This window comes from Pandoraea iniqua (genome assembly GCF_902459685.1).
GTDB lineage: Bacteria > Pseudomonadota > Gammaproteobacteria > Burkholderiales > Burkholderiaceae > Pandoraea > Pandoraea iniqua.
This window is the reverse complement of sequence record NZ_CABPSF010000001.1, coordinates 566567-580741: the sequence shown is the minus strand read 5'-3', so window position 1 is coordinate 580741 and position 14175 is coordinate 566567. Positions and strand designations below refer to the sequence as shown.

The 14175-nt window shown below is 64.7% G+C and carries 15 protein-coding genes; 8 read left to right on the top strand and 7 right to left on the bottom strand.

Features of this window, described 5'->3' with window-relative positions:
• Positions 1 to 54: 54 nt before the first annotated feature.
• Positions 55 to 561, top strand: coding sequence for a cupredoxin domain-containing protein (locus PIN31009_RS02495; RefSeq protein ID WP_150789624.1), 507 nt, complete (start codon positions 55 to 57; stop codon positions 559 to 561).
• 99 nt (positions 562 to 660) lie between these two features.
• Here the strand turns inward: PIN31009_RS02495 and PIN31009_RS02490 are convergent, their stop codons facing one another.
• Positions 661 to 1239, bottom strand: coding sequence for an IMPACT family protein (locus PIN31009_RS02490; protein ID WP_150789195.1), 579 nt, complete (start codon positions 1237 to 1239; stop codon positions 661 to 663).
• 45 nt (positions 1240 to 1284) lie between these two features.
• Complete coding sequence (locus PIN31009_RS02485) at positions 1285 to 2154, bottom strand: PhzF family phenazine biosynthesis protein (RefSeq protein ID WP_150789194.1); 870 nt, start codon at positions 2152 to 2154, stop codon at positions 1285 to 1287.
• A 398-nt stretch (positions 2155 to 2552) separates the two neighbouring features.
• Between PIN31009_RS02485 and PIN31009_RS02480 the strand changes: the two genes are divergently transcribed.
• On the top strand, positions 2553 to 3272 hold the full coding sequence (locus PIN31009_RS02480; RefSeq protein ID WP_150682866.1) for a pirin family protein: 720 nt from the start codon (positions 2553 to 2555) through the stop codon (positions 3270 to 3272).
• A 105-nt stretch (positions 3273 to 3377) separates the two neighbouring features.
• On the opposite strand, the gene PIN31009_RS02475 is transcribed toward PIN31009_RS02480, so the two are convergent.
• Together PIN31009_RS02475 and PIN31009_RS02470 are read right to left on the bottom strand one after the other, a co-directional pair.
• Complete coding sequence (locus PIN31009_RS02475) at positions 3378 to 3851, bottom strand: 6-pyruvoyl trahydropterin synthase family protein (protein ID WP_343039021.1); 474 nt, start codon at positions 3849 to 3851, stop codon at positions 3378 to 3380.
• Positions 3848 to 5104: a GTP-binding protein gene (locus tag PIN31009_RS02470; protein ID WP_150789193.1), complete on the bottom strand. Its 1257-nt coding sequence runs from the start codon at positions 5102 to 5104 to the stop codon at positions 3848 to 3850. The genes PIN31009_RS02475 and PIN31009_RS02470 overlap by 4 nt, the downstream gene beginning before the upstream one ends.
• A 555-nt stretch (positions 5105 to 5659) precedes the next feature.
• Here PIN31009_RS02470 and PIN31009_RS02465 point away from each other — a divergent pair.
• The 5 genes from PIN31009_RS02465 to alkB all read left to right on the top strand — a co-directional run bounded on the left by PIN31009_RS02465 (position 5660) and on the right by alkB (position 9838).
• A complete protein-coding gene (locus PIN31009_RS02465) occupies positions 5660 to 6082 on the top strand; it encodes a copper resistance CopC family protein (protein WP_150682864.1) in 423 nt (140 codons plus the stop codon).
• The gene (locus tag PIN31009_RS02460) at positions 6082 to 7071 is read left to right on the top strand and encodes a copper resistance D family protein (RefSeq protein ID WP_150789192.1); all 990 of its coding nucleotides are present in this window, start codon (positions 6082 to 6084) and stop codon (positions 7069 to 7071) included. Before PIN31009_RS02465 ends, PIN31009_RS02460 begins: the two co-directional genes overlap by 1 nt.
• Positions 7072 to 7176: 105 nt before the next feature.
• The gene (gene ada / locus PIN31009_RS02455) at positions 7177 to 8430 is read left to right on the top strand and encodes a bifunctional DNA-binding transcriptional regulator/O6-methylguanine-DNA methyltransferase Ada (protein WP_150789191.1); all 1254 of its coding nucleotides are present in this window, start codon (positions 7177 to 7179) and stop codon (positions 8428 to 8430) included.
• Positions 8427 to 9173 carry a 2OG-Fe(II) oxygenase gene (locus PIN31009_RS02450; protein ID WP_150789190.1) on the top strand — a complete coding sequence of 249 codons (747 nt, stop codon included), beginning with the start codon at positions 8427 to 8429 and terminating at the stop codon, positions 9171 to 9173. Before ada ends, PIN31009_RS02450 begins: the two co-directional genes overlap by 4 nt.
• Complete coding sequence (alkB, locus tag PIN31009_RS02445) at positions 9170 to 9838, top strand: DNA oxidative demethylase AlkB (RefSeq protein ID WP_150789189.1); 669 nt, start codon at positions 9170 to 9172, stop codon at positions 9836 to 9838. Before PIN31009_RS02450 ends, alkB begins: the two co-directional genes overlap by 4 nt.
• A 110-nt stretch (positions 9839 to 9948) precedes the next feature.
• Here the strand turns inward: alkB and PIN31009_RS02440 are convergent, their stop codons facing one another.
• Both PIN31009_RS02440 and PIN31009_RS02435 read right to left on the bottom strand, forming a co-directional pair.
• Positions 9949 to 10569, bottom strand: a complete 621-nt coding sequence (locus tag PIN31009_RS02440) for an NAD(P)-dependent oxidoreductase (RefSeq protein WP_150789188.1) — start codon at positions 10567 to 10569, stop codon at positions 9949 to 9951.
• A gap of 82 nt (positions 10570 to 10651) precedes the next feature.
• Positions 10652 to 11392, bottom strand: a complete 741-nt coding sequence (locus PIN31009_RS02435; RefSeq protein ID WP_150789187.1) for a DsbA family protein — start codon at positions 11390 to 11392, stop codon at positions 10652 to 10654.
• A 156-nt stretch (positions 11393 to 11548) separates the two neighbouring features.
• Here PIN31009_RS02435 and PIN31009_RS02430 point away from each other — a divergent pair, with 156 nt between their 5' ends.
• Positions 11549 to 12481, top strand: coding sequence for a LysR family transcriptional regulator (locus PIN31009_RS02430; protein ID WP_150789186.1), 933 nt, complete (start codon positions 11549 to 11551; stop codon positions 12479 to 12481).
• A gap of 1 nt (position 12482) precedes the next feature.
• On the opposite strand, the gene PIN31009_RS02425 is transcribed toward PIN31009_RS02430, so the two are convergent.
• Positions 12483 to 13907 carry a Fic family protein gene (locus tag PIN31009_RS02425; protein ID WP_246185482.1) on the bottom strand — a complete coding sequence of 475 codons (1425 nt, stop codon included), beginning with the start codon at positions 13905 to 13907 and terminating at the stop codon, positions 12483 to 12485.
• Between the last annotated feature and the right edge of the window lie 268 nt (positions 13908 to 14175).

The window sequence follows — 14175 nt, the reverse complement described above, 5'->3', positions numbered from 1 at the left end:
CGTCAGATCCGCCGTCAGCTTGCCCGTCTGCCGCAATCGCCCTTGTCCGCACGCATGCCGTCGCGCCATGTCATTCGCTTGCTGATTCCAGTGGCTGCGCTAGGGCTGAGTGTCTCAGCAGCCCCGGCGTTTGCCGACGATCCGCACGCGATGCACAACATGCAGCACGCGCACGGCGACGGTGCCGCGACCAATATCGGTGAAGCGGGCGACGCGGCGCAAGCTACGCGCACGGTCGAAGTCGACATGCGCGACTCTATGCGTTTCTCGCCGGGCACCCTCACCGTGCGCCGTGGCGACACAGTGCGTTTCGTCGTTACCAACAGCGGCAAGATTCGTCACGAGATGATGTTGGGCACTGCAGCGTCGCTCACCGAACACGCGAAGATGATGCAGCAGATGCCCGGCATGTCGCACGCCGAGCCCAATGCGGTCACCGTCGATCCGGGTCAGCAAAAGACGCTCGTATGGCATTTCACGCAAGCCGGCACGGTGGACTTCGCGTGTCTGGAACCGGGCCATTACGAAGCCGGCATGCGCGGCGTCATCAACGTTCGGTAATTGGGAGGCATGTGCGGTGTGCGGGCGTCGGCCACCGTGATGTCGGCCATTCGGCGAAGACCTGTTTGCCGACGTCTCGCAGCGTAGATCGCGCCTTGCCTAGACCCGTTCGAGTCCGCCGCTGAGCGCTTCGGTAGCGTCGGCCTCGAACGCGTCGACATCGCGCGCCTTGAGACTCAGCCGCAGGGTTACGCCGTCGTCGTAGCTGACATCGAGTACGGTGGCCGCGTGACGCTCGGCAATCCGGCGCAGCGGCGCTTCGTGCGCGAAGCTGCACCGGTAACTCGGCTCCGCCATCGGTTCGACGGCGGTCAGCGTCGCCAGCTTCAGCGCTTCGCTCACCGCCTGTCCGTACGCGCGGGTCAGGCCGCCCGCACCGAGTTTGATACCGCCGTAGTAGCGCACCACCACGGCCAGCACATTGGCCAGCTCCTTGTGCATCAGCACGTTGTACATTGGCTTGGCCGCTGTGCCACCGGGCTCGCCGTCATCGTCGAAACCCGACGCGCCTTCGCACAACAACACCCAGCAGTAATGCGTCGCGTTGGGATAACGCACGCGCAGCGCGTCGAGTTCGCGCATTGCTGCCTCGCGGGATGCCACGGGCATGACAATGCCGATAAACCGGCTCTTCTTGATTTCCAGCTCGGTCTCGACCGGCGCTGCCAATGCGTACATCCGTTGAACTCTCCCTCGCGCTTACGGGCTGGCTTTCAGGCTGACTTACAGGCTGACTTCGCCGCGCGCGAGTTCGATCACATTACCGCCGACGCGAATCTGGCGATCGGCCGTCACTTCGAGCGTCAGGCGGCACGGACGCTCGATCGCGTCGCCTTGCGACACGCGTGCACGCACCGGCAACGGATAGCCCTGCCCGATCAACCAGCCGCCCAGATTCGCGCAGGCCGAACCGGTGCCCGGATCTTCGCTCACGCCACCGCCTTGCGTCGTGAAGAAGTAGCGCGCGGTCACTTCCAGCTCGCCGCCATGATTCGCATCGATGGAAAACACGTAGCCCGTCTTGCGCTCGAGGCTGGAGAGCGGCCAGCGTTCCAGCCGCGCGCTGTCCGGCGTGGCACGGGCCACTGCGTCGGCGTTCTTCAGCGGAATCAGCAACTGATCGGCGCCGGTATCGACCCACTGCGGCGATTGCGCCAGATCGTCACGCGTCAGACGCACGAGTGCCGCGATATCGGCATCGGCTTCCTGCGCCTTCACGATCTTAGGTTCGCCGTGCGACGGCGCCGTGAGCGTCCAATGATCGCCTTCGGCCTGCACCGGCACGAGACCGGCTGCGAATTGCAGCGTCAACGAGTCGCCAAGGTTGCGCATCGAACGCAGCACATGCGCGGTACCCAGCGTCGGGTGACCGGCAAAACGCATTTCATACCCGGGCGTGAAGATACGCACGTGCGCGTCGGCGGTCTCCGACGGCAGGATGAATGTCGTCTCGGACAGATTGAACTGTCGCGCCAGCGCTCGCATTTCGTCGTCGCTCATGCCGCGCGCATCTTCGAAAACACACAGCGGATTGCCGCCGAACGTGGTTTCGGCAAAAACGTTGACGATACGAAAGGCAAAGGTGCGGCTCATGACGAATCTCCAGAGTGGGGGCGGTCAGGCTGAGAGGCACGGCAGGTCCGGTGGCTGCGAGACCCGTGGCCTCACAACGCGGCCAGCATGCGGTGCGAAAGAAGGCTCGTAGTCTCGCACATCGTGCGTCAACGCGCGCATCGGCCGCACGTCTTTGCCGTTTTCACGCGACTTTTCGGCAAATCTCACCGCTCGACTCGGATTTATCCGGCCTTCGCACGGAAATCCCGTCAATCCATGGCACAACAATTGTCACCTATCACATGACAATCATTCGCCATTCAGGCGGATTGTAGTTCTCGTTGGGGACCCTAAAATGTGAGTCATCGAGGCAATCAACACCGCATCACCGCCTCTCACTGATTCGAACCGAATCGACGAACATCAAGGAGCCCAACATGCTGGACATCAGACAAGCTGCCGACCGGGGCGTTGCCAATCACGGCTGGCTCAACTCGCATCACACGTTCTCGTTCGCCAACTATTACGATCCGAAGCAAGTCGGCTTCTCCGACCTGCTCGTGATCAACGACGACCGCGTGGCCCCGGCGCAAGGTTTCGGCAAGCACCCGCACCGCGACATGGAAATCTTTTCGTACGTGCTCGAAGGCGCGCTCGAACACAAGGACACCATGGGCACGGGCTCCGTGATCGAGCCGGGTGACGTGCAGTTGATGAGTGCCGGACGCGGCGTGGCGCACAGCGAGTTCAATCATTCGCCGACCTCGCCGGTGCACTTCCTGCAAATCTGGATCGTGCCGAACCAGAAAGGCATCACGCCGGAGTATCAGCAACAGCGTTTCTCGCCGGAAGAAAAGCGCGGCCGTCTGCGCCTGATCATGTCGCCGGACGGCGCCGACAACTCGCTGCACATCCATCAGGATGCGCGCGTGTACGCCGGACTGTTCGACGGTGACGAATCGGCCACGCTGGCGATTGCGCCCAACCGCTACGCCTACGTGCATGTCGCACGCGGCAGTGTGGAACTGAACGGTGTCGCGCTGGGTGAAGGCGACGGCGTGCGGGTGCGCGAAGAAACCGCGCTCACGCTCGCGAAGGGCAAGGACGCCGAAGTGCTGGTGTTCGATCTGCGCCCGGTGGAAACGCCTGACTTCTAAGTCGCAGGGGCATGACGTACGGCGATCAACCGCCGCGCGTCATGCGTCATGCAAAGCGGACGGTACCTTAGGGACCGTCCGCTTTTTCATGCGTCCTGTTGGCGCTCATGCAGGGCCGATCACAAGTGAACATGCGTCGCCGCGCGCATCGCGGCTCACGGTCACGCGTGAGAGTCCGACAAGACGCGGTGCCAGCGTGCGCCAGATGAAACTGCACAGGTTCTCGAGCGTGGCGGGCCCAAGCCCGGCGACATCGTCGAGCAGCCGGTGATCGAGGCGCTCGCACACCTGCGCCAACGCCGCGTCGAAGACGGCGAGGTCGAGCACCATGCCCGTCTCGCCCTGCGGCTTGCCCGTCACTTCTACCGTCGCACGGTAGCTGTGCCCATGAATGCGGCGGCTCGCGTCGATGCTCGGCGGATCGATGTCGCGCCGGGCCAGCGTGTGCGCCGCTTCAAACACGAAGCTGCGCGAGAGCGTGAACTGCGCGCGATCGGCGCTGCCGTTCATGTCGTTGCTGCCACTCACACGCCCCATCCCCATTCCTTTCAAGCCGCCAATCAAGCCCACACGACTCATGCAGTGCCGCCCGGCAAGTCGAGCGCCAGCGCGTCCTGCGAGTCGCGCCATGCGGCGTCACCCTGCGCCAGTTCGACCACACCCAGACGGCACTCGGCGAACGCGAACTCGATGGCGGTGCGATCCATTTCACGCCCGATGAAGACGACTTCGTTGATGCGGTCGCCCCACGGTGCTTCCCAATTGGCTTCGATCGCGTCGCGCTGCGGGTCGCCAAGCGCCGGCCAATGATCGGGGTCTGCGGCGGCCCACCACTGGCCGACGGCCTCCAGCGTCGCCGTATTGCCTGCACGCGAGTAGGCAAGCGCCCACGCGGGCCGGTTCGCCACCCATACGTAGCCCTTCGCCCGCATCAACCCCGGCAGCGGCATCCCCATGAACGCGGCAAAGCGCGCGGGGTGCAGCGGCTCGCGATGGCGCAGCACGAAGCTCGTCACGCCAAAGGTGTCGGCTTCCGACGCGTGATCGCCCACGAGTGCCTGCGCCCAACCGGCCATCTGCTCCGCACGCTCCGGGTCGAAGCGTCCCGTGCCCAGCACTTCGGTCAGCGGCACCTGCCCGCGCTCGCCGAGCACGATGCGTGCCGACGGATTGAGGCCGGTGATCAGTGCCTTCACGGCGTCGAGTCGCGCCGCGTCGACACAATCGACCTTGCTCACCACCACCACGTCGGCAAATTCGATTTGTTCGGTCAGCAGTTCCGCCAGACGGCGTTCATCTTCTTCGCCCGCGACTTCGCCACGTTGCGCGAGCGTGTCCAGACCATGGAAGTCTTCAAGCACGTGCAGCGCGTCGACCACGGTCACCATCGTGTCGAGACGGGCCACGTCGGCGAGCGACTGGCCGGCTTCATCGCGAAACTCGAAGGTCGCGGCCACCGGCATCGGTTCGGCAATACCGGTCGATTCGATCAGCAGATAGTCGAAGCGGCCGTCCTGCGCCAACTCCCGCACGGCGATCAGCAGGTCTTCGCGCAACGTGCAGCAGATGCAGCCGTTGCTCATTTCGACCAGCTTCTCTTCCGTGCGCGACAGCGCCGCACCGGCGTTGGCGGCGCCCCGTTCGACGAACGAGGCGTCGATGTTGACTTCACTCATGTCGTTGACGAGCACCGCGACGCGCAGGCCTTCGCGATTGCCCAGCACGTGATTGAGCAGCGTGGTCTTGCCGGCCCCGAGGAAGCCGGAGAGGACGGTGACGGGCAGACGGCGGTCGGCACTGCCGGCGGCAGTGGCGTTGAGAGGAGGTGTCATGGCGGATGGATCCTGTTTGCGTGGGGGGCGATCAATGGCTGGCAACGCCCGCTGCCTTTCGAACCTTTCACGGATGTGGCCGGCCACGCGTGAGCGCGACGCGGCCCCGTAGGGATGCGCGCCGACGACGCTCGCGAGGGGTGTCGCCATGCCGGAGCCTGGGAAAAGCCGGCAGGGCGTGGGCGTGACGCCGGTGGCGCGCGCCGTCGGGGGGACCGGTGCAACGTCAAGCCAGATCGAACGCGTCGGCGCGCATACGGGGCTGCGACGAACGGTCGCCGCAAAAATGCAATTGAGTTGCAATATGACGCGATGATACGGAGAGATTCCCGAACTTGCAACTGAGTTGCAAATATCAGACAAACACCGAACAGGGCATACCCAGCCGCGGACGGCGCGACACCGCGTCGCACCGCCTGTCGCGGAACCGCCGGGCGGCTGCATCGGTCTGCAAGGTCTGCGATACTGCGCGAGCGGTGCAGGTCGCGCATAGTGAGGCGCCCGATACGCCACATTGCCGTTCCCAATCCCTTTTTCATCAAACTCAATATGCGTATGTCCAAGACCTCTTACGCCACACGCGCCCCGGGCGCTCCGAGCCGTCGTTCCCACCCGTTGCGCCGCGCCACGCGAGCGCTTGCGCTTGTTGCCACCCTCGGCTTGGCAGGGCTTTCCCAAGGCGCGTGGGCCCATGCGCATCCGGTATCGAGCGAGCCTGCGGCGCAAGCCACGGTCGACGCGCCGAAGTCGGCACGCGTCACGTTCGACTCGGCCCTCGAAGGTGCGCTCTCGAAGCTCACCGTCGTCGATGCGAAGGGCAAGCCCGTCACCGAGGCGAAGGCCGAACTCGACGCCGCCCGCAAGACGCTCACGCTGGCGTTGCCGGCGCTCGCCGCCGGTGACTATCAGGCGAACTGGGTCGCCGTGGCGAACGACGGGCACCGCACGCAAGGCAGCTTCAAGTTCACCGTGAAGTGATGCCGGCCGATCTCGCGGCGGGCACCTGGCAGCCGGCAACCGCCGGCCTGCTCAACCTCGCGCTGGCGTTGGCGCTCGGCGTGTTGTTGCTGCGCAGTCCGCACGCGGTGCGCCGCGGGCTCACGTTGCGTGTGCTGCCGGGGTTTGCGGCCGGGCTCGCCGTCGTGGCGTGGGCCGCCTATGTGCTGGCGAGTACGCAGGCCATGACCGGCGGCGATTGGGAGAGCACGTCCGCCATGCTCGGCGACGTGTGGCTGGTACTCACGCAATCGCATTACGGACGCATGCAATGGGTCGCGGCGCTGGGCGTCGCGCTGCTCTGTGCGGGCGCGTGGACGTGGTACGACGCGCGCCGCCGTTTGCGCGACTCGCCGCCTGTCGCAGACGATCCCCGCGACCGTCACCATCTCCGCGAGCATCAGCAGGAGCGTCACGCACGCACCATCTACGCGGTCGGGGCCGTGTTGCTGGCACTGGCCCGGGCAGGCACCGGCCACGCCGCCGACGCGCCCATGCCGTGGCTTGCCATCGGCATACACACACTGCACGTGGGTGCGGCGGCAACGTGGACCGGCGTACTGCTGGTCGCCGGCTGTGTCATCCCGGGCTGGCGGCATTGGCCGGTCGGCGCGAGAGCCGCCTACGGCGAACGTCTGTCGTCGGTGGCCACGCTGGCGATGTTCGTCGCGCTCGTTACCGGGGCGTTCAACGCGTGGCGTACGCTGGGCGAGACGCCCTCTATGTGGTTTGCAACGCAGAACGCGCCGTATCTCGCGTGGCTGATCACCAAGCTCGTGCTCGTCGCCTGTGCTGCCGTGCTGGGCGCATGGAACCGCTGGCATTTTCTGCCGCGTCTGGCGCTCGATACCGGCGAGGCGCATCTGGACACCACGGCCTTCGCTCGCGTGATCGCCATCGAAGCCCTCGTGCTGGTGATGGTCATGAGCTTCGCGGCCAAACTCGGCACAACCATGCCACCGGGCGTGTGAGCCGCGCCGGCACTGGGTCGAATTCAATAGCAAGAAGCGGAGCGCGGTATCGCGGCCGGCTCCCTACACTGAAGGCAAGTCATCAGTCATTGGGAGAACACTGCGATGTGTGCCAATCAAGTGAGTACCAAGCCTTCAGTTCGTCACGTCAGCCCTGCGAGTGCCGGCCATACGCCGGATAGCGCGAATACCCATACCGCGAAGCACACGAATGGCGCACGCCAGTCTTCGGCAACGGCGGGGCAGTCGAATACGTCCGCGACCCGGTACGCGACCGACGCCGCCAAATGGGCTGCCGTCGCCGCGCGCGATAAAGAGGCCGACGGGGCATTTTTCTATTCCGTGCGCACGACCGGCGTGTATTGCCGGCCGTCGTGCGGGGCACGTCTTGCACTGCGCGAGAACGTGGCGTTTCACGCCGATATGGCCGAGGCCGAGCGGGCTGGTTTTCGTCCGTGCAAGCGTTGCAAGCCGGATCAGGGCACGCTCGATGCACGTCATGCCGAACTGATCACCGCCGCGTGCCGCCGTATCGACACAGCCGAGGTCGCGCCACGTCTGGAAGACCTCGCCGCCGAGGCCGGTCTCAGCCCGCATTACTTCCATCGCCTGTTTCGGGCCGTCACCGGTGTGACACCGCGTGCCTATGCCAACGGACGCCGCGCCGAGCGCGTGCGCGATGCCCTGCCCGCCGCCGGCAGCGTGACATCGGCGTTCTACGACGCAGGCTTCAACTCAAACGGCCGTTTCTATGAGAACGCCGATGCGTTGCTCGGCATGAAACCGGCCGCATTCCGCGCCGGCGGACAAGCGGAGTCGATTCGCTTTGCCGTCGCGCAGTGTTCCCTTGGCGCGTTGCTCGTGGCTGCCACGCCGCGCGGGTTGTGCGCGATCTCGCTGGGCGACGATCCGGAAACCCTTGTGCACGAATTGCAGGATCGTTTCCCGAAAGCAGAACTCACGGGCGCCGATGCCGAATTCGAGCGCTGGGTCGCCCAAGTGGTCGGCTTTATCGAGTCGCCGCGCCTCGGGTTGTCGCTGCCGCTGGATGTGCGGGGCACCGCTTTTCAGCAACGGGTCTGGCAGGCGTTGCGCGATGTGCCGGCAGGCAAGGTCGCAAGCTATTCCGAGATCGCCGAGCGGATCGGCGCGCCGCGAGCCGTGCGGGCCGTCGCACAGGCCTGCGCATCGAACACGCTGGCCGTGGCGATTCCGTGTCACCGGATCGTGCGTCATGACGGCGGGCTGTCGGGCTATCGCTGGGGCGTGGAGCGCAAGCGCGCACTGCTCGCGCACGAACAGGCCGAGATGGTTGGCGCGGTCGGTGCGGTTGGCGCGTCCGCAAAGGGGAAGCGATGACCGCGCGTGAACAGGTCGGCCGGGTGCAGACGCTCGACTGGCAAGCGATCGAAGGCGAGCTCAATGGTTTCGGTGCCGCACGTGTACCGAATCTGTTGAGCGCAGCGGAATGCGCGGCGATCGCCGACATGTATGGCGAGACCGACGGCCGCCCGAGCATTACGCCAACGTCATCGCGCTTTCGCAGCCGGGTGGTGATGGCGCGCCACGGTTTCGGGCTGGGGGAATACCAATATTTCGCCTATCCGCTGCCACCGCTCGTTGCCGAATTGCGCGAAGGGTTCTACGCGCCGTTGCGAGAGATCGCCCACCGCTGGCACGCCGCGCTTGGCATCGACGTTCGTTATCCATCGACACACGCCGCGTTTCTCGAACAGTGTCACGCGGCAGGTCAGCGCCGCCCGACACCGCTCCTGCTGCGATATCGCACCGGCGACTACAATTGCCTGCATCAAGACCTTTATGGGGAACATGTGTTCCCGTTGCAGGTGGCCATTCTGCTTTCGCAACCGGGCGAAGATTTCACCGGCGGCGAGTTCGTGCTGACGGAGCAGCGTCCGCGGATGCAATCGCGCGCCGAAGTGATGCCGTTAATGCGCGGGGATGCGGTGGTGTTCGCCGTGAATCATCGCCCGGTGAACGGCACACGCGGCGTGTATCGCGTGAATCTTCGCCATGGCGTGAGCCGCCTGCGCAGTGGTCACCGGCACACGCTGGGCCTGATTCTGCACGACGCCACATGACACTCGACCTCTTCTCTCATTCCAACGATTCGCCAGATTCCCGCGCGACGCAAACCGTGCAGGCCGACGAACTCGGCCCCGGCGCGTTCGTGCTGCGCGGCTATGCCGGTGCGAGCCTCGATGCGTTGCAAACCGATATCGATGGGGTGATGGCACAGGCGCCGTTACGCCACTGGCTCACGCCGGGCGGCAAACGCATGTCGGTCGCCATGACCAATTGCGGCGAAGTGGGTTGGATCAGTGACCGGATGGGGTATCGCTATGGCACTAGCGATCCGCTCTCGGGAAAGGCGTGGCCTGCCATGCCGGCGTCGTTCGTGAAACTGGCGCGGGAGGCGGCAAACGCCGCCGGGTACGCCGACTTCGCGCCGGATGCCTGCCTGATCAATCGCTACACGCTGGACGCACGTCTCACGCTGCATCAGGACAAGGACGAACGCGAGTTGGGCGCACCGATCGTATCGGTCTCGCTCGGCTTGCCGGCGGTCTTTCTCTGGGGAGGATTGCAGCGCGGCGACCGCACGCGAAAGGTGCGGCTGGAACCGGGGGATGTCGTCGTGTGGGGCGGCCCGTCGCGGCTCGTCTATCACGGCATCGCCAGCGTGGAAGGCAGCTTCGACGCCGACGCGGTGCGTTTTAACCTGACGTTCCGAAAGGCACGCTGACGTCAGCGTTCAGCGATGATTCTCGACCGCGCCAAAGACTTCGAGCGAGGACGTCACCGCCCTCGCTCGATATCCGATCCGCCGTCAAACCGCCGCGGCTGCGTCGCGAATCAGTACCCGATGGTGAAACGCGCGCGCGGGTGCTGATTCTTTTCGAGTTCATCGACCAACGCGATGGCGTAGTCTTCCATCGAAATCCAGCTCTTGCCGTTGGCATCGACCAGCAGGCCATCGCCCCCGAGACGGAACTTGCCCGTGCGCTCACCCGGCTCGAACAGGGCCGACGGCGACAGAAAGGTCCAGTTCAGCGACGAGTCTTTGGGCTCGGCACGCAGCACGTTAAGGAAGTCGCGGCCCGCACTGGCTTCCGCCTTGTACGCTTCGGGAAATTCCGGCGTGTCGATCAGTGCCTTGCCCGGCGCCACCTCCAGACTTCCCGCACCACCCACGACGAGCAGACGCGGCACGCCTGCGCGCTTCACGGCGTCGACCAGCTTCGCTGCGTCCATCGACACGAAACGACCGGCGCTGATCACGGCGTCGTTGCCTGCGAGCAGCGGCGCGAGCGATGCCGGATCGGCAGCATCGCCCTTGACGACGCGCAGGCCCGCTTCGGCTTCGACGCGCTCGGGGTTGCGGGCAATACCCGTGACCGTGTGACCACGTTGCAGCAACTCGGCCGCAACACGCGTACCCACGCGGCCGGTAATACCAATCAATGCGACTTTCATCGGGAGTCTCCTGAGAGTGGGGGAAAAGTGAGGGGGGAATTCAGCGGTGGTGGCGTCATCCGCCGACGCCACCGCCGCAGCATCAGATTGCGCAGCCGTCGGGGCCGCATTGCGGGGGCGTGCCGGCGTCGTTGCCGGTGGTTTGGGCGCCCGCCGAGGCGTTGCCTTGCACCGCTTGCGCCGCGAGCAGGCGTTCACGCAGTGCGTCGCGCCACGCGTCGGGTTTGCCGAGATAGCGCCCCGGTTCCAGTCGTTCGAGTTGGCCGTCGATCTCCAGCGCGAACGTCGGAAAGCCACTGCCGCCGACACGCGTCAGCCACGCGCGGCTTTCGCGGAAATGGCGCATGAGCGCGGCATCGTCCTGCGCATCGAACGCGTCGGCAAAGGCGTCGCGATCGAGACCGAGTCCGGCAGCGAGATCGATGAGCACATCGCGATCGGCGATGCGCTTGCCGTCGACGTAGTGCGCCCGTTGCAGGGCGGCAAACATATCGAGACCACGCCCGGCGAGCGTCTCGGCGGCCAGCACGGCGGCCGTCGGCGGTGCCGAGTCGAATACGGCGCTGTCGTCACGCAGCAGGCCTTCGAAGTAGGCATCGCCAAACGGCTGGCCGGTGAGCGCGGCGATGCGGTGATCGTGCGGCATCACGTAATTACGCAATTGCGGCGTGACCGCCTGCGCATTGGGCCCGGCCATCATGCCGCCGCCGTGCAGGGCGATGTCGAGACCGGCGACGTCACGGGCAGCGCGTACGAGCGGTGCGGCGGCGTAGCACCAGCCGCACAGCGGATCGGCGATGTAATGCAAACGGGCTTGAGTCATGTCGGGGGTGTCCTTTTGAACGGGCTGCCGGCGTACCGGCGCTCTTGCTTGCCTGCGTCGGCGCTCGACGCGTTCCATGAGTGACATCGTAGACGCGCCAATCGCTCAGAAAAAGCCCATAATGACGATCACTTTGTTGCATCGATCGAGCAAATCATGGATCGGCTGACAGCCATGCGTGTCTTTACCGAAGTGGCCGAGCGCGGCTCGCTTACGGCGGCGTCGCAGCGGCTCGACATGTCGCGCGCGATGGTCTCGCGTTATCTGGCGGAGTTGGAGGCGTGGCTCGGCACGCGGTTGTTGCATCGCACGACGCGGGCGGTGAGTTTGACGGAGGCGGGGCTCGACGCGCTGCCCCGGTGCCGCGAGATGCTGGGCATCGCCGACGATCTTGCCAGCGTGTCGCATGACGACACGACCCCGCGCGGGTTGTTGCGGGTGGCGTGCAGCACGTCGCTCGGGCAGGCGTTTCTGGCAGCGGCGGTCACGCGGTTCATTGCGCGGCATCCGGGCGTGGCCATCGATCTCGTGGTGGCGGATCGCACCGTCGATCTGGTCGACGAGCGCATCGATCTGGCGATTCGCGTGACATCCGAGCCGGCGCCGGGATTAATCGTGCGGCGGCTGGCGACCTGCCATTCCGTGGTGTGTGCAGCACCGGCGTATCTGCAACGCCATGGCACGCCCTCGCGCGCCGAAGATCTGGCGTTGCATAACTGTCTGACGTACACGTACTTCGGCAAGAGTCTGTGGCAATTCACGCATGACGGTACGCCATTGGGCGTCCCCGTCGGCGGCAATCTGTCGGCCAACGAGGCCAACGTATTGCTCTCGGCGACGCTGGCCGGTGCCGGCATCGGCATGCAGCCGGTGTATGCGGCGTTGCCACACCTGCGCGACGGCACGTTGCAGGCGCTGCTACCCGATTACGTGCCACGCGAAATGACGGTGTACGGCGTCTACACGTCACGTAAGCAGATGCCGAGCGCACTGCGTGCCCTGCTCGACGATCTGGTCGAACAGTTCCGTACCGGGCTGTTTGAGGATAGTGGGTACAACGCCTCTAAGCCTGCGACGCGCAACCTCTGAATCAACTCGGGCGCCCCGCATCAATCCACGTTTGCGTCATATGCGGTGTCAGGTAATAGCGTGCGCAGTTGAAAGGCCCGAGCTCCGACAACTCCTCCTCCAGAATCGGCACAAAGGTTTGGCAGGCGCCCGTCGTGAGACTGAGTGCCGATACCGCATCCGACACCGTGGCGCCGGCCCGGACGATGCGATCGATCGCGACAGTCAATTGCGCGCGAAAATTCACACGCTCCAAATCCGGTGAATCATCCGAGAGCGCCGCAGTGGCGTACTTCGTCAACGATCTGCGGTAAGTTCGTTCGAACAGCCGAACTGCGAGCGATGTGTCGCGAAACTCGTACACGCCGATCATGGCTTGCGCATATTCCATCGGATCAACATCAAGAAATGACAGTGGCGCGCAGTTCTTGAGCATCAACGGCACATTGGCAGCGAGGCGGCTCGTTCGCTTGTTGCCGTCTTCGAACGGTTGCAGATACGGCAACTGCACCCAGAGGAAGAATGCCGCCTCGATAGGATTTCGGATTTCTGCCGCCTTCGTCACGATCTGCGTGAACATTTCGTCGAGCACGCAAGGTGTCTGCTCCGGCTGAAAGCGCGTATCCGTAATACCAACGGGCCGGCACCGGATCGTGCCGAGGGCGTTCCGGTTTGAGAGCAGGTCCTGCATAAGCAAGGCGTGCAAATTGCGCAGCAAGCTCGTGGTTAGCCCCTCATGCGGCACCGCATCCACCAGAAACTCAATCGCGCGTTTGTGATTGAGCAACATCACCGCATCGCGATCCCCGTCGATCGTCTTTTCGCGAAACAGTGCTTCGGTTTCCAGCAAGCTATAGCGGTTACCTTCCAGTCGCGACGACGACCACGACAGATCGATCAGCAATTCCTCCAGCACACGCCGTGCAAATGTGCCCGCCGGTTGACGGCCGGGAAGCCGCCCTGCCCCAAACAATCCGCGCGCCAACTCCGCGGGCAATAGCGATGTTTGATTGGGGACGTAACTGTCGACGAAATCCCGCAGGTAGCCCACCGCAGTGCGCGTCGAGAGCGGTGCCTCCAGTCGACGGCGCAACACCGCCTCCGGCGACGTGTCGGCCCACACTGCCTCGGTGTCGGTTGCAGGGGACGTATCAAGCGGCGGACTGACGTCGTGCGTCAAATGCGGTTCGCAAACAACGCTGCCTGCCGCCTCGCTCACCACGACGTATCGTGGGGCCTCGCCGCCCCCAAGCCGAACCACATCGCCCCCTGCCCACAAGCGGCCGAGTGCATCGCGCACGGTTTCAAGGCCAACCGTTGTCGCGTCGGCAAGTTGTTCGGAGGTCGACATCTCCTGCCCTTCCATCGATCGCTCTCGCATGACGCGAAGCAAGCGAACATCGAACGGCAGGTCGGACCGCAGGCGGGTACTCAGTAGGGAAGTCATTGGCGGGATGGGCAACATGCCCCGAACATGCGTCCGGGGAATTGGGGAATTGGGCGAATGGAGATACGGAGAATCGGGACACTTTCGAAGTGCAACGGTGCATTGTAGAAACCGCAAAGCCCGCGTGGCACATCGCCCCAAAACATTCGGAATTTCCCCGCCGCACCCTGCCGCCCCCCGTAGCACCTAGCCCGCCCCAGCCACTTCCGCCCCCTCACCGGGAAGTGCCTTTGTTTCGTCACTGAATTGTCACAATCGACGCGTAAAA